At 69.7% G+C, this 16644-nt stretch carries 4 protein-coding genes (1 of these 4 running past the window's edge); 1 reads left to right on the top strand and 3 read right to left on the bottom strand.

The window, feature by feature from the left end:
* Positions 1–11 precede the first annotated feature (11 nt).
* Positions 12–773 (bottom strand): aspartate/glutamate racemase family protein, encoded by a 762-nt coding sequence (locus tag KY661_RS08660; protein WP_225409750.1) that lies wholly within the window; start codon positions 771–773, stop codon positions 12–14.
* Between the two features lie 241 nt (positions 774–1014).
* On the opposite strand from KY661_RS08660, the gene KY661_RS08655 reads away from it, so the two are divergent.
* Positions 1015–2214 (top strand): glycosyltransferase, encoded by a 1200-nt coding sequence (locus KY661_RS08655; RefSeq protein WP_398577162.1) that lies wholly within the window; start codon positions 1015–1017, stop codon positions 2212–2214.
* Here KY661_RS08655 and KY661_RS08650 read toward each other — a convergent pair.
* On the bottom strand, positions 2211–14468 hold the full coding sequence (locus tag KY661_RS08650; protein ID WP_225409748.1) for a non-ribosomal peptide synthetase/type I polyketide synthase: 12258 nt from the start codon (positions 14466–14468) through the stop codon (positions 2211–2213). The two genes, KY661_RS08655 and KY661_RS08650, sit on opposite strands and share 4 nt — an antisense overlap.
* A protein-coding gene (locus tag KY661_RS08645) for a non-ribosomal peptide synthase/polyketide synthase (RefSeq protein WP_225409747.1) crosses the window boundary here: on the bottom strand, positions 14461–16644 show its end. The gene runs 15891 nt beyond the window's last position; only the last 2184 of its 18075 coding nucleotides appear in the window; its start codon lies beyond the right edge, outside the window; the stop codon is at positions 14461–14463. Before KY661_RS08645 ends, KY661_RS08650 begins: the two co-directional genes overlap by 8 nt.

The following is a 16644-nucleotide window of genomic DNA, read 5'->3' as shown; positions in this document are numbered from 1 at the left end:
CGCCCGCCGCCTCAGCGGGAGACGAGCGTGGACATGCGGTTGGCCACCAGGAACAGGGGGTCGATGGACCGGAGCCGCTCTGGAGCCGGCTTCAACTGCAAGTGCTTGGTGACGAGGTGAAACTCGGTGCAGCCGGCGATGAAGCCATTCACGCCGTAGCCCCCCTCGTGGACCAGCCGCGCGCACAGCTCGGCCGCCTGGGTTACTTCGCCATGCTTCTTGAGCCGGTAGATGGCGCCGTGGAGCTCGTCCTGGTCCTGCTCGCTGGGCCAGACCAGGTAGGGCGCGGCCTGGCGCCAACGCTCACTGCGCTCGAAGATGCCCGCGTTGCGCGTGCCCCGGCTGGTGAGGAGCAGCCAGCGCTCCCCGGAGGCGATCACCTCGTCGAGCGCCAGATCCACCAGCGAGACGGTCAGGTCGCGCAGCGGCGCGGAGACCCGGTTGAGAAAGTGGTGCATGGTGATGCAGGCAATCACCACCCGGCGCGCACCGAGGTTCTGCATGCGGCGCAAGGAGAACTCGAGCCAGCGCGTGACCGGCTCCTCCTCGCCGCGGACGATCGCATCGGTGCGATCGGGCACGTTGGGATCCGACAGGAGCAAACAGGCGGGGGCCTCTTGCTCCACCTCGAACCGGTTCTCCTCGTAGAGCGTCTTCAGGAACTCGGCCGAGGCCAGAGGCCCCATGCCTCCCACGATGCCAAGCAGGGCCTGGGGGGCAACGGGGGCATTCCATGAGTCCTTCAGGACGTGCTGTCCGCCGGCGTTGTCCAAGGTGTCTCTCGGTGAGCGTGCGGCGTCCTGATGTCACGCCAGTCAGTTTAAGCCAGTAAAACATGATTATCGTGCCAGGGTTGGACGACGAAAACAAGAGAATTTTACACTGCGTCTGGTCTGCGCTGCCTGACGCGCGTGGAGTCCCATGGCCACCATCCTGATCGCCCCCTTGCCGGTCCCGAGTCATGTCAATTCGAGCTTGCGGATCGCCCGGTCGCTTCAGAAGAGAGGCCATCGGGTGATCTATCTGGGCCTTCCGGAGATCGAGGAGGAGCTCCGCGCCGAGGGGTTCGAGTTCGGTGCCGTGTTCGGGGACATTCTTCCCAAGGGGAAGATCGCGGAGCTGCGCGTGACTTCGGCGAAGCTGCGGGGCTTGCGCCTGCTGTGGTTCCTGCGCGGGCAGATCCGTGAAATCAACAAGGTGCTCCGGCGGATGGTGGAGGGCGAGCTCGATGAGCGCTTCGCGCGGTTGCGCCCCGCGTTGCTCATCTGTGACGAGAAACTCCGCCACCTCTCGGTGATTGCACACGGGCTCGGCATTCCCGTCCTGCAGCTGAACGGGACCATTCCGCCGGAGCTGATTCCGGCGAAGCCGGGGACACCGCGCGGCCCCGGCCGGGGCGATGTCATCCCAGGCGAGAAACTCCTGATGGCCCTTGGGCTCGTGCCCCGGCTGAACCCCACCTTGGTGCAGCTGGCGCGCAAGCACGGCTATCCCCTCAAGACCACCCCCAGAGGGCAGCCCGTGCTCGATCGCTTCCTTTCGCCTGAGCTTCTCCTCTGTCCACGGGAGTTCGCCGAGGTAGGGGGCCAGAGCGCGCCGGGCGAGTACCTCTACCTCGAGCCATGCATCGATCTGGAGCGCCGCGAGGCCGAGTTTCCCTGGGAGCGCCTGCGCGATGGCCGCCTGCTGGTCCTCTTCGCGCTGGGAACGCTCGCGGACGGCTCGAAGCTCAACCGGAGGCTCCTCGAAGCCGGGTTCGCGGCGGCCGCCCAGCGCCCCGAGTGGCAGTTCGTCATCGCGGTGGGCAGCACGGGCGATCCGGCGGCATTCAAGGCGCCGCCCAACGTGATCGCCGTGAAGGTCGCCCCCCAGCTGGGCCTGCTCCGGAAGGCGGCCGTGATGGTGAACCATGCCGGGACGAACAGCGTGAAGGAGTGCATCTACTTCGGTGTGCCCATGGTCTCGATTCCGCTGCAGTTCGATCAGCCTGATATCGGGCGGCTCGTCGAACACCACGGCGTGGGCCGCACCCTTCCTCCCCGGGAGGTCACCGCGGACCGGTTGATCGCCGCCCTCGAGGAGGTGGTCCGCAACCCCGCATACAAACGTGCATGCGAGGCGCTGCGGCTCCACTTTCTCCAGGCAGAGGCCTCGCGGGGGGCCGCTGGCCCCATCGAGGAGTTCCTCGCGCAGCGCACGGCGGCCCCTCTCTAACTGTCTGCGGCGCGCTTCAGGGGGCTTGGCCAGGCGGGAAGATCCGCCAGCCTCCGGTCCGGGGCGGCCACGATGAACTCGACCAGGGCCAGGAACTGTTCCCGCATGGCCGCGATGACCGTGGGCTCGAAGAGGCCGGTTTTGTATTCGAAGGTGCCGCTCAGCCCTTCGGGACCGGCGATGACGTTGAGCTTGAGCTCCGTCAATGTCCGCCCGCGCTGGAGGGGAATGGGGCTCACCGAGAGCCCGGGCACCAGGGGGTGTTCATTGCCGTCGAGGTGCGTGAACGAGAAGCCGACCTGCCACAGGTGGGGCATCCGCTTCATCAAGTCGTCCTGGGGCAGCCCCTGGTGCTGGAATGCCTCGAGATACGCCGTCCGCACCCGCCGGAGGACCTCACGGAAGTCTGGGTTGTCTGACAGGTCCGTCCGGACGACCAGGTAGCCCGCGAACATGCCCAGGAGCTTCTCGAACTCGGGACGCTGACGGTTGGCATGGGAGAAGCCGACCGTGATGTCCTCTTGTCCGGCATAGCGCGACAGGAGCAACTGAAACGCGCCGAGCATCAACACGAACGGCGTCACGCCCTCCTTGCGGCAGAGGGTCTGGAGCTCCTGCGAGAGGCTGGGGGAGAACGCGAAGGGCTGAAGGCTGCTGGCGAGGCCCTCGTTCTCGTGACGAGAGCGCTCGTAGGGCAGGGCAACCGGGGGGAGTGGTGCCGCGAGCTTCTGATCCCAGTACGCGCGCAGCTTCTCCAGGGCCTCTCCGCGCAGCCAGTCCTGCTCCCAGCGGGTGACGTCGCGGTATTGCAGGGCAGGCTCCGGGAGCCGGAGCGGTTGTCCCTCGTGCAGGGCGGCGTAGCCCGCCGCCAGCTCTCCCATGAAGAGGGAGGTGGAGACGTAGTCGGTGATCGCGTGGTGCTGGTTGAGGAGCAGCAGGTGCGCCTCGGAGCCGAGCCGGAACACGGTGGCTCGCAGCAGCGGCCCGCGTGCCAGGTTGAACGGGCGGTTCAGCTCCATGCCGATGCGGCGCATGGCCTCCGCCTCGCGCTCCTGCTCGGGCAACTCACCGAGGTCGACCTGCTCCAGCCGGACGTCTCCCTGCGGGGCGATCCGTTGAACGGGAACACCCTCAACGGTGGGGAACGTCGTCCGGAGGATCTCGTGGCGCCGGACAAGCTCGCGGAGGCTCTCCTCCAGGGCCGCCACGTCGAGCGGACCGTCCAGGCGGAACGCCGAGGGAGACGAATGGGCGAGATCCTCGGGCCCGTGCTGGGCGGACGACCAGTACACCTGCTGGCGAACCGAGAGCGGCAGCACCTCGCACGGGGGCGTGGGCGTGACGGGAGGAAGCTGCGGACCGGGCATGCCCCCGCTGGCCTCGATGCGCGCGGCGAGCGCCGCCACGCTGGGCTGTGCGAAGAAGTCGGTCAGGGACAGCTCGATGCCGAAGATGCCACTGACACGCACGGCCAGCTGCGAGGCCATGAGCGAGTGCCCGCCCAGCTCGAAGAAGTCGTCCTCGACTCCGGCGGGGCCGCATCCGAGGATGTCGGTCCACACGGAGGCGAGAATCTCCTCGAGCGGTGTGCGGGGGGCAATGCGCCCCCGGCCCTGCGTGACGAGGCTGGCCTCGGGATCAGGCAGTGCTTTGGTGTCCACCTTCCCGTGGGGCGTGAGCGGCATCGCGTCGAGGGGCACCCACACGGACGGCACCATGTAGTCGGCGAGCTTCGTCCGCGCGAACGCCCGGAACCCTTCGGCGGCGTCCGGGGTGTTCTCCAGGGGAACGAAGTAGGCCACGAGCCGCTTCCCGCCGGAGGGATCAGGCCGCACGGTGACGGCCACCTCTTGCGCTTCGGGGTACTGCCCGAGCACCGCCTCGACTTCTCCCAGCTCGATGCGGAATCCACGGACCTTCACCTGGTGGTCGGCGCGTCCCAGGAACTCGAGCTCGCCGGAGCGCAGGTAGCGCACGAGGTCTCCCGTCCGGTACATCCGTCCACCCGGTTCGGGGGCGAAGGGGCAGGGGATGAACCGTTCGGCCGTGAGGTCTGGCCGGCCGAGATAGCCTCGCGCCAGCCCCACGCCTCCCACGAACAGCTCGCCGATGCATCCCACGGGCACGGGCTCGAGGTGGGCATCGAGGACATAGAGCTGCACGTTCGGGAGCGGACGGCCGATGCCAGGCCGCTCGATCGCTACGTCGAGACTGATGCTCGCGCAGACCGTCACCTCGGTGGGGCCGTAGGCGTTGAGGAACTTCCGTCCAGGCTTCCACTGGGCGGCGATCTCGGGCGTGCACGCGTCTCCCGCGGAGATGACGACCTTCAGCCCTTCGAGCCCTTGGGGATCGAGCTGTGCCAGGACAGGCGGCGTCAGCGTCACCGTGGTGATGGCTTCCCGGGTGAGCAGCCCCCGCAGTGGGGCGCCCGGCATCATCTCGTCGCGCAGCGCCAGGTGCAGGCACCCGCCGCCCAGCAGGGTGGCGAAGACCTCGGAGACCGAGGCGTCGAAGCCGAGCGCCGCGGCCTGGAGCACCCGGCTTCCGGGGCCCACCTCGAACGCGCTCACCTGGGCCAGCGCGGTGTTGCACAACCCCCGGTGGGCCAGCAGGGCCCCCTTGGGTTGACCCGTGGAGCCCGAGGTGAAGATGACGTAGGCGAGATTTCCAGGCGTCACATCCACGGTGGGCGCAGTCTCGGGATGGCGGCAGATCTCCGCCCACTTGGTGTCCAGGCAGACGGGGAACTCCGACTGGATCGGAAGCTCGTCGAGGACGCGCTCCTGGGTCAGCAGCACGGAGACCGCCGATTCACCCAGCAGCAGGGAAATGCGCTCGGTGGGGTAGGCCGGATCCAGCGGGACGAAGGCGCCTCCTGCCTTCAGCACGCCCAGGAAGGCCACGGCCAGCTCAAGGGAGCGATCGAGGCAGACCCCCACGCGGCTCTCGGGGCCGACGCCGAGGGAACGCAGGTAGTGCGCGAGCTGGTTGGCCCGGTGGTCGAGCTCGTCGTAGGTCCAGACCGTTCCCTGGAAGGCCACCGCTGGCGCCTGGGGCGTGCGGCGCACCTGCTCTTCGAACAGGTGGTGCGCGCAGCGGCCCTCGGGCAGCTCGGCGCGCGCCGCATTCCAGGCCACCAACTGCTGGTGGCGCTCCTCCCCGGACAGGACGGGCAGGGCGGACAGCCGCAGATCCGGCGTGGTGACCACCGCCTCCAGCAGCCGCTGGTAGGCCGCCGCCATCCGGACGATCGTCTCCGCGTCGAAGAGGTCCGTGCTGAACTCCCACAGCCCAATCAGGCTCCCTTCGTACTCCTCGAGGATGAGCGAGATGTCGTACTTGGACGTCGGGTTCTCGAACTCCACGCCGCTCAGGGACAAGCCCGGAAGGTGCAGCACTGGGGCCGGCATGTTCTGGAGCACCAGCTTGACCTGGAACAGCGGCGAGTGGCCGAGCCCACGCCCCGGGTTGAGTGCCCGGACGAGCTCCTCGAAGGGCAGGTCCTGATGGGCGTATGCCTCCAGCGAAGTCTCCCGGACGCGCGCCAGGAGCGCCCGGAACGTGGGGTTCCCGTCGAGCCGTCCCCGGATGACGAGCTGGTTGACGAAGAAGCCGATGAGGCCCTCCAGCTCGGCGTGGTTGCGGCCCGCGACATCCGTTCCCACGGGGATGTCGCTCTGCCCGGTGTAGCGCGCGAGCAGCGCCTGGAAGGCGGCCATGAGGGTCATGAAGAGCGTGGTCCCCTCCGTGCCGCTGAGGCCCTTCAAGGCCTGAACGAGGGGAGGGGGCAGGGCGGCCCGGTGGTGCGCGCCCCGCAGGCTCTGCGTCACGGGCCGAGGGCGGTCCGTGGCCAGCGGCAAGACCGGTGGGGCCCCTTCGAGCTGCCGCCGCCAGTACGCGAGCTGCGCTTCGAGCACCTCGCCCTGCAGCCAGTTGCGCTGCCAGGACGCGAAGTCCGCGTAGTGGAGGGAGGGCTCGGCGAGCGGCGAGGGCTTGCCCTCGATGAAGGACTCGTAGAGCGCCATCAGATCGCGGATGAGGATGCCGCGCGACCAGCCGTCCGAGATGATGTGGTGCATGACGAGCACCAGGACGTGCTCGTCCGCGGACAGCCGGAACAGCGAGAGGAGCAGCAACGGGCCCCGTGCCAGGTCGAAAGACCCGCTCGCCTTCTTGATGACGAGTTCCACGACGATGCCGTGGCGCTGGTCCTCGGGCGTCTCCGAGAGGTCGACGACCCCCAGGGGGACGGAGAGCGAGGGGAGGATGCGCTGCACCGGCTCATTGCCCTGCAGCTCGAAAGCCGTGCGCAAGCTCTCGTGGCGGCGGACGATCTCATCGATGCAGCGCTGGAGAACCTCGACGTCGAGCCTTCCCTGGAGCCGGATGGCTCCCGAGACGTTGTAGGCCGGGTTGCCTGGCCGCATCCGGTCCACGACCCAGAGCCGCTTCTGGGCGAAGGACAGGGCCAGATGCTGCGAGCGGGGGGCGGGCACGAGGGGCGGTGGGCCTCCTCCCTCCTGGTTGCTCCGGGAGATGGCCTCGATGCGCGCGGAGAGCGCCTCCACCGTGGGATGGGCGAACAGCTCGCGCAGGGGCAGGTTGACGCCCAGGGCCGCGCGCACGCGCGATACAGCCTGTGTGGCCAGCAGCGAGTGTCCGCCCAGCGCGAAGAAGCTGTCGCGGATCCCGACACGCTCGACCCCCAGGAGCTGCTTCCACAACCCGGCGAGGATCTCCTGGGTGGGGGTCCGGGGCATCAGCGCAGGGGATGCGCTGTCCGTGCCGCGCCGCTGTGCGGCCTCCGCTGCGGGCAGGAGTGCCGCGCGGTCGACTTTGCCATTCGGAGTGCGGGGCAGCACGTCGAGCGGCAGATAGGCCGAGGGAATCATCGGCTCGGGCAGGCGGGTGGCGAGGAAGGCGGTGAGCTCGGTATCGCTCGGAGCCGTGGCGCCGTTGGAGACGAAGCACGCGACGAGCCGCGAGCCTCCGTCCGCATCGGGAAGGGCGAGGACCGAGGCGGCGCGGATGCCGGGGTGACGCGTCAGGGTCGATTCGATCTCGCCCAGCTCCACCCGGTTGCCGCGCACCTTCACCTGGTCGTCACGCCGTCCCACGAATTCGAGCGTTCCGTCAGCGCGCCAGCGTCCGTAGTCGCCCGTGGCGTACAGGCGTGCTCCGGGCTGGGCCGCATCAGGGTGGGGCACGAAACGGTCGGCGGTGAGATCCGGCCGGCCAGGATAGCCGTGGGTGACGCCCTTCCCGCCGATGTGGATCTGCCCGACGATTCCGCGGGGGACGCGCTCACCTCGGCCATCGAGCAGGAGGACATCCGCGTGATCGATGGGCCGTCCCGCGGGCACCACGCCCGTGGCGTCCTGCGCGGACGCGATGTGGTACGTGCTCGTCAGCGTGCACTCGGTGGGACCGTACTGATTGACGATCTGCACCCCGGCCCCGAAGACCTCGCGCGCCCGCTCGATGTCCGTGGCGAGGAGCCGCTCTCCACTGCAGAGGATCAACCGGACCGTGCCCAGGGCACGCGGCCGGGAACCCGCCGCCGCGATCAGCAGCCGGAGCAGGCTGGGAACGACGCTGGGCAGCAAGGTCACACGGTGGTGCTCGATGGCCGCGAGCAGTTCCTCGGGATCGCGTCCCCGGTCGCCATCGGCGAAGACCACCGGAGCCCCCATCAACACGGGGAGCAGCATGTCGCGCAGCGAGGCATCGAACGAGGCCGAGGCAAGCTGCAGCGCGGTGTCCTGGGGGCCAATCTGGTAGGTGCGTTCCAGGTACCCGGCGTAGTTCAGGATCCCCGCGTGGTGGCCGATGATGCCCTTGGGTGCTCCGGTGGAGCCGGATGTGTAGACCAGGTGCGATACATCATCGCCCTGAAGGCCCGGCTCCAGGCCTGGCACTCCGGCGGTGTCCTTGAGGGACTCGATGAGCACGGGCTCGGTCCGCCACGCCTCTGGGAGCTGTTCACACCGGGTCTGATCAGTGACGACGACGCGCGGCCGTGCATCGCTCAGCATGTAGGCCACGCGCTCGGGCGGGTAGCCTGGGTCGAGCGGCACGTAAGTGCCGCCCGCTTCGAACACGCCCAACAGGGTGGAGAGGAGCTCGGGCGAGCGGGGAAGGAAGACGGCGACGGGCGTCCCTCGCTGGACTCCTCGCCGGACCAGTTCCTGCGCGAGGGTCCTGGCACGGGCGGCGAGGGCCTCGTAGCTCACCGTGTGCTCACCCATCACTGCGGCACGGGCTGTCGGCGTGCGGCGGACCCACGCGCGGAAGCGCTCCAGGACGGACGCCGGAGACGCGGGGGGACGGACGCCCCGTTCCAGGTGCTTGAGTTCCTCCTGCTCGTCCAGGGAGATGAGCGGCGCGGCGCTGAGGCGCTGGCCCGGATTGGCGGCCGCGAACTCCAGGAGGGTTCGCAGGTGGCTGGCCATGCGCTGGATGGTGCGGGAGTCGAACAGCGCCGTCGCGTACCGCAGCACGCCCTCCAGACCGTTGGCGGTCTCGGTGAAGGACAGGCTGAGATCGAACTTGGCGGCCTCCTCCGCGGCGGGCAGGGGGCGCAGCTTGAGGCCACCGGGCAGGGACAGCTGGGGCACCGGCGCGTTCTGCAGGATGAGCAGCACCTGGAACAGCGGTGAGCGGCTGCGGTCCCGGGGAGGGGCGATCGCCTCCACCAGCCGGTCGAAGGGAATGTCCTGGTGGGCGTAGGCGCTCAGGGTGACTTCACGCACCCGCCCGAGCAGCTCGCGGAACGTGGGGTCCCCCGACAGGTGCGTCCGCAGGGCCAGGGTGTTGATGAAGAACCCGACGATGCCCTCCAGCTCGGAGCGGTTGCGGCCTGCGATCGGTGTACCCACGACGACGTCGTCCTGTCCCGAGTACCGGGCCAGGAGCGCCTGGAAGCCGGCCAGCAAGACCATGAAGAGCGTTGAGCCCTCTTGCAGGCCGAGCTTCTTGAGGGACTCGGTGAGCTCGCGGGGGAGGACCACGGGGCAGGTGGCCCCTTCGTAGGCGGGCACCGCGGGCCGGGGGCGATCCGTGGGCAGCTCCAGGGCGGGTGGTGCCCCCGCGAGCTGCGCACGCCAGTGGGCGAGTTCGGCTTCGAGCACCTCGCCCTGGAGGTGCTCCCGCTGCGAGCGGGCGAAGTCCGCGTACTGCAAGGGAAGCTCGGGCAACTGGGGTTGCTGCCCAGCGGTGAACGAAGCGTAGAGCGCGGCGAGTTCCCGGATGACGAGGCCCAGCGACCAGGCGTCGAAGACGCTGTGGTGCACCGTGAGGGTGACGAGGTGCTCGCCTGCGCCCAGCTTCAGGAGCTTGGCGCGCAGGAGGGGGCCTTTCTCCAGCTCGAAGGGCCGACGGCCCTCTTCCTCCGCGACGCGGCGGGCTTCGTCCGCTCGCGCCGCTTCGGGGACGCTGCGAAGGTCGACGATGGGCACTTCCAGGTCCAACCGGGGGGCAATCACCTGAAAGACCTGGTCGCCGTCCTCGGCGAAGGTGGTCCTGAGGGACGCATGGCGCGCCACCAGGGCCTCGATGCTCCTCACCAGGGCGCCCACATCGAGGTCTCCCTCGCAATGCAGGGCCGTGTGGATGTTGTAGACCGCAGTGCCCGGCTCCAGGCGCTCCCAGAACCAGAGGCGCTGCTGGGCGAAGGACAGGGGCGCCCGGGACGGCGTGGTGCTGATGCGGGTGGGAGCGGTCTTCGGGAGCGCGCTGGGCGTGCTCCGGCTGCGGGCGATGGCCTCGGCGAGGCCCGAGACCGTCGGGGTCTCGAACAGCGCCCGGATCGGCAAGTCGGTCCGGTAGGTCTCACGCACGCGTGACAGGAGCTGCGTGCCCAGCAGCGAGTGCCCGCCGAGATCGAAGAAGCTGTCGTGGATTCCCACGGGCTCCACGCCCAGGAGCTCCTGCCACAGCGTCACCAACTGCTGCTCCAGCTCGTTGCTGGGTGCCACGTAGGAGGTGGGAAGCTCGGGGCGGGCATGGGACGCCGCGGAGGCCTGTGCCTGCGGCGAGGCCGCCGGTTGAATCCAGGTGGCCAGACGCGCGGCGAGATCTCCAGTCGAGAGCGCCCAGCGCGGGACATCGCTGGCCAGCACGCGCCGGAAGGCGGCAACGCCTTCGGCCATGGTGAGCGCCAGGACGCCATCGTGGGCTTCCTCCGCCTCGCTCCATCCGTCCCAGTTCACACTGAGCCAGGGTGTTTCCGAGTCCCGCCCCTGGCGGGCCGCGAAGGCGTCCATGAACAGGTTGGCTGCCGCATAGGCCGCGAAGCCCACGCCTCCCAGCACCGCCGCCAGCGACGATTGCAGGAGCACGAAGTCCAGCGAACGGCCGCGCAGCACGGCCTCCAGGGCCAGCACGCCGCGCACCTTGGCCGCGAACTGCTCCCCGTGCCGTGGATCGTTTGGCTCCAGCACTGGAACGTGGGCGCTCTCACCCAGGCTTCCCGCGGAATGAATCACTCCGTGGAGCGCGCCAAAGCGCTTCTCGGCGCCCGCGACCACGGCGGTCAGCTCCTCCTGGCGGGAGACATCCGCGCGGGCCACCCAGACCTGGGCCCCGCGCCGCTCGAACTCAAGAAGCCGGCGGATCCGCTGTGAGGTGCTGTCGCTCGTGTCATGCGCCGCCAGCCAGCGGTCCCACTCTTCGCGTGCGGGGAACGGAGATCTGCCCACGAGCACCAGACGCGCCTGGAACGAGGTGGCGAGTTCCTCGGCCAGGGCAAGACCAATGCGGCCGAGTCCGCCGGTGATGAGGTAGACGCCTTGCTCGCGCAACCGGCCTGTCTTGGGCTCCGGGGACCGGGCGCGCTCATACGTCTCGGCCCAGCGCCGTCCACTCCGGTACGCGATGACCGGCTCGTCAGACTGGGCTTGGAGTTCCTCGGCGAGCTGCCGCGCGAGCCGCTCTCCACCGGCCTCGGCCGGAGAGACATCGATCGTGCGCACGCGCAGGGCGGGGGACAGCTCCTGCGGAAGGACCTTGCTGAGGCCCAGGAACAGGGCGTTCGCAGGGCACAGGGGCTCTTCTCCCGTGACGTCCTGAACGCCACCGGTGATGACGGCAAGCTCGATGGATTCCTTCGCGCCCCGCGCGTTCAGCGCGTTGGCCAGGTGGAGCAGGCCGTGGAAGCCACGGACTGCCCGGTCCACGGCCTCGGCCTCATCCTTCGACGCCGTGGTGACACTCCCCAGATAGACGGCCTTCTGGGGAGCCCATCCCTCCGCATCGAGTTCCGACAGCAACCGCGCGTAGCCTTCGGGTTGGCCTTCGGCGACGGTGAATTGCCGGGGCCCCTGGCGCCCGTAGGCATCCCCGTGGCTGACCTTCACCACGTCGGCGCCGGTGGCCTCCAGGCGCTTGGCCAGGGCTGGGCCGAGCTGGCCGTCGAGGAGCACGAGCCACCGGGCGGTGGCCGCTCCCGGAGCCGGGGGCACGGCGCGCTTCCAGCCGGGGACGTAGAACCAGTCCGCGAGCGAGCCCTGCTTGCGCGCGAGCCCCGAAGGAGCCGCCGTGCGTGCCAGGCTGGGCCCCGCCCCCGGACGGGGGTCGATCCAGTAGCGCTCGCGCTGAAAGGGGTAGGTGGGCAGGGGAAGCCGGCGGCGGTGTCCGGCGGGGTGCAGGCCGCTCAGCTCCAGCGGAGCCCCCGCGAGCCACAGCTGGCCCACCGTCTCCAAAAAGCGTGCCCGGCCCGCCACCGATTCGCGGGGGTGGCGCAGGGAGGACAGTGTCGTCCGGCGTCCCTGGGGCTGTGCGGTCTGCCGCACCAGTGCCCCGAGCGACGTGCCGGGGCCCACTTCCAGGAAGACATTCGCCTCGTCTTCGAGCAGCCGCTTCACGCCGTCGCTGAACCGCACGCACTGGCGCAGGTGCTCCACCCAGTAGCCGGGATCGGTGGCTTCCTTCTCGGAAATCCACTGGCCGGTCAGGTTCGACACGTAGGGCTTGCGCGGCCGCGACAGACGGATCCCGCGCACCTTCGTACTGAACGCGTCGAGGATGGGGTCCATCATCGCGGAGTGGAAGGCATGGGACGTGTGCAGCCGGCGGTACTCGGCCTTTCGCTGGGCGAGCACGGCTTCCAGGGCCTCCACCAGCTCCGTGGGGCCTGACGCCACACAGAGGGAGGGCCCGTTCACGGCGGCCAGGGACAGCGCGGGCCCCAGCAGGGGCCGGAGCTCGGCCTCCGGCAGCGCGACGGACACCATGGCCCCACTGGGGAGCGTCTGCATGAGCTGGCCGCGCACCGCCACCAGCGCGAGCGCATCCTCGAGCGTCATCACCCCGGAGAGGCACGCGGCGACGTACTCGCCGACACTGTGGCCGATCATCGCCTGGGGCGACACGCCCAGCGACATCCACAGCTTCGCCAGGGCGTAGCTGATGACGAAGAGGGCAGGCTGGGTCACCGAGGTCTGGACGAGGCGCGCCTCCGCCGCGGCCAGGTCCGCGTCCGCGGGCGGGAACAGCACCTCCCTCAGATCGAAGCCCAGCGTGGGCCGGAGCCGGGTGCAGCAGTCGTCGACCTGTTTGCGGAAGGCCGGTTGCGACTCGTAGAGCTCCCGCCCCATGCCCACGTACTGCGCCCCCTGGCCAGGGAACAGGAAGACGACAGGGCGCGAGGTGGACTCTTGCGTCGCGGACAGCAGGCGCTGGGGGCTCCGGGCCTCCAGGACCCCGCGCGCATCGTCCGCGTCACGGCAGACGAGGACGCGGCGGTGCTCGAAGCGCTGGCGTCCCACCTGAAGCGTGTGCGCCACCTGGCCTAGCTCGGCCATGGGGTGCTCTTGGAGCCAGGCCTGGAGGTTCGCGGTGGCCGCCTCCAGCGCCGGAGCGCTGCGCGCCGAGAGGGTCAGCAATTGCCAGGGCCGGTGGTCCGGCTTCGTCTCCTCGCGCGGCGGTGCTTCCTCCAGCACGAGGTGCGCGTTGGTTCCGCCGATGCCAAAGGAACTCACGCCCGCCCGGCGCGGCATGCCGCCGGTCTCCCACGGGCGGAGGGTGTCATTGACGAAGAAGGGACCACTGGTGAGGTCCAGCTTCGGGTTGGGCCGCTCGAAGTGGAGGGTCGGCGGAAGTTCACGGTGCTGGAGGGCGAGGACGGTCTTGATGACCCCCGCGATGCCTGCGGCGGCGTCAAGGTGGCCAATGTTGGTCTTCACCGAGCCGAGCGCGCAGCGCATGGCCGCGTTGCCCTTGTTCCGCGCACGGAAGGCCTTGGTGAGGGCCGTGACTTCGATCGGGTCCCCCAGGGGCGTGGCCGTCCCGTGAGCTTCCACGTACGTCACCGTCTCCGGCGGGACGTCCGCCATTCCGAGCGCCTCGGAGATGACCGCGGCTTGTCCTTCGACGCTCGGCGCGGTGTAGCCCAGGCGCGCCTCACCGTCGTTGTTGACCGCCGAGCCCCGGATGACCGCCAGGATCGGATCCCCGTCGGCGATGGCATCGGCCAGGCGCTTGAGGACGACGACGCCCGCGCCCGAGCCCCGGACCATGCCGGCGGCTTGCGCATCGAACGTCCGGCAGTGCCCGTCCGGCGAGAGGACGCCACCTTCCTGGTAGGCGTAGCCGGTGCGCTGGGGCAGCGCGATCGACACACCGCCTGCCAGGGCGATGTCCGACTCGCCGGTCAGCAAGCTCTGGCACGCCAGGTGGACGGCGACGAGCGAGGAGGAGCAGGCCGTCTGAACCGCGATGCTCGCCCCCCGCAGCGCCAGCTTGTGGGAGACGCGGGGCGGGAGGAAGTCCTTGTCGTTGCTGATGCCGACCTGGAACGTGCCCATGCCCTGAACGACGTCGGGACGCGACATCAGGTTGGCGTACAGGTACGACGAGGCGCCCGCCCCGGCGAAGAGCGAGATCAACCCGCGGTATGTCTTGGACACGTACCCCGCACGCTCCAGGGCCTCCCAACAGCACTCCAGGAATACGCGGTGCTGGGGATCGAGGATCTCCGTGTCGCGGGGGCTCAAGTCGAAGAAGCCGGCGTCAAAGCGCTCGACCTCGTCGAGGACGAACCCCGAACGCACGTACCCCGGCTGGGAGATCCGCGAGGGATCGGCGCCATCGGCCAGCATCTCCGCGTCGGTGAACTCCGAGCGGGCCTCCACACCCTGGCGCAGGTTGTCCCAGAAACGCTCCAGGGTGGCCGCCTGGGGGAACCGGCCGGCCATGGCGATGATGGCCACGCCCTCGGGGCGGGGCGGGGACTGCTCTTCCGTCTCAGTCATTGGAATCCTCTGGATCGCCGTCCACCTCGGAGTCCGATGGCTCGGTGCGTCCCCGTCTCCGGGTCTGCTGACGCGAGCGCAGGGCCCGCCGGGTATCAAAACGTTCCTCGTCAGCGGCGGGATCGGCGGTGGCCGCTTCCTCCCGGCGCAGGTGTGCGGCGAGCGCGCTCAAGCTGCGGTGCTGGAACAGCTCGATGAGCGGGACATCCACCCCGAGCGCAGCCCTGAGCTTGCTGTGAATCTGGACGAGCATGAGCGAGTTGCCGCCCAGCTCGAAGAACCCATCGTTTAGACCGACCCGGGGCACGTTGAGCACCTCCTGCCAGATCGCCGCCAGGGTCTTCTCGATGTCGCTTCGCGGCGCCTCGTAGGAGGCGCTCAGGTTCATCTGCTGCGCGCTCGCGTCCGGAGCGGGGAGGGCCTTCCGGTCGAGCTTGCCGCTCGACGAGAGTGGCAGGGCCTCCAGGGACACGAACATGGCGGGGACCATGTACGGCGGGAGCCGCGCGAGGAGGAAGCTTCGCAGCTCCGTCGCCTCGGGCGCTTGCCCCTCGCTGACGATGTACCCGACGAGGCGCCGGGTGCCGCCGTCGTCCCGCGCGATGACCGCCACATCCTTCACGGCCGGGTGCTCGCGCAGCACGGACTCCACTTCACCCAATTCGATGCGGAAGCCGCGCAGCTTGACCTGGCCGTCGGTGCGGCCGAAGTACTCGAGTTCCCCGTCCGCGCGCCACCGGACGATGTCGCCCGTCCGGTACAGGCGCTCGCCGGGCGTGGCTCCAAACAGATCCGGCACGAAGCGCTCGGCCGTCAGCTCGGGACGGCCCACGTAGCCCCGGGCCACGCCGGGGCCGCCCACGTAGAGCTCTCCGGCCACGCCCACCGGCACGGGCGACAGGCTCGCATCCAGGACGTACACCCGCACGTTCGGGAAGGGCCGGCCGATGGTCGGGCGCTCCGGGTTGAGGTCTCCATTGATGGACGCGCAGATGGTGACTTCCGTAGGCCCGTACGCGTTGAGCAGCTTCCGGCCGTTGCTCCACTTCCGGGCCACTTCAGGCGGGCAGGCCTCGCCTGCGGAAATCACCGTCTTCAGGGCGGGCAGTCCGTCCGGTTCGAGCTGTGCCAGCACCGAGGGCGTCAGGGTGACCGCGGTGATGGCGTTGTCCGTGAGGACCGCCCGGAGCGGTGGGCCTGGCAGCAGCGTCTCGCGCGGTGCGAGGCACAGCGTGGCCCCCGCCAGCAAGGCGCCGAAGATCTCGCAGACCGAGGCATCGAAGCCAATCGCCGCGAACTGCAGGACGCGGCTGCCGGGGTGGAAGCCGTGCTCCTTCACCGCGGCGAGCGCCGTGTTGCACAGCCCGCGGTGGGTGAGCAGCGTCCCCTTGGGCCGTCCGGTCGAGCCCGAGGTGTAGATGACGTAGGCCAGGTTGCTGGGGATCGTCTGGGTGCGAGGCGGCGCGTCCATCACGTCTTCACGCGCGGCGGCCCCCTCCTTGAGCACGTGCACCTTCAGGCCCGGCGCGGCGACTTCCTTCGCCAGGTGCTGTTGCAGCACGAGCACCTGGGCTCCGCTGTCGGCGAGCATGAAGGCCAGGCGATCCCGGGGATAGCTCGGATCCAACGGGACGTAGGCGCCACCCGCCTTGAGCACGGCCAGGATGCTCACGGCCAGCTCCGGGGTGCGCTCCACGCACAACCCCACGCGCACCTCCGGGCCCACGCCCAGTCCCACGAGCGTGTGGGCCAGGTGGTTCGCCCGCCGCTCCAGCTCGGCGTAGGTGAGCCGCTGGTCCTGGAACATCACCGCGATCGCATCGGGGGTCTTCGCCGCCTGCGCCGCCACCAACTCGTGCGCACAGCCCGTGGGGAAGGCCGTGTCCGTGGCGTTCCACTCGGTCAGCACTTGCCGGCGCTCGGCGGCGGAGAGCAGGGGAACGGACGCGGGGCGCCGCTCCGGATCCGCCAGCACCGCTTCGAGCAGGCTCACGAGGTGCGTCTCCATCCGGCGGATGGTCGCGCTGTCGAAGAGCCGGGTGTTGTACACCAGCGCCCCCGTGTACACGCCGTCCTCTTCCTGGAGCGTGAGGGTCAGGTCGAACCGCGCCGAGGGCATCTCCTCATCAATGGGAGTGACCGTCAGTCCTGGCATCTTCGCCGACAGCGCTGGGGC

The organism is Allostigmatella hybrida, assembly GCF_020103775.1.
GTDB classification, from domain to species: Bacteria; Myxococcota; Myxococcia; order Myxococcales; family Myxococcaceae; genus Hyalangium; species Hyalangium aurantiaca.
Note: the sequence above shows the minus strand (reverse complement) of the source record. Positions and strands in the feature narration are given on the sequence as shown.

Coding starts and splice junctions, on each gene's coding strand:
- KY661_RS08650 (WP_225409748.1), bottom strand. CDS start 14,468: ATGACTGAGACGGAAGAGCAGTCCCCGCCCCGCCCCGAGGGCGTGGCC.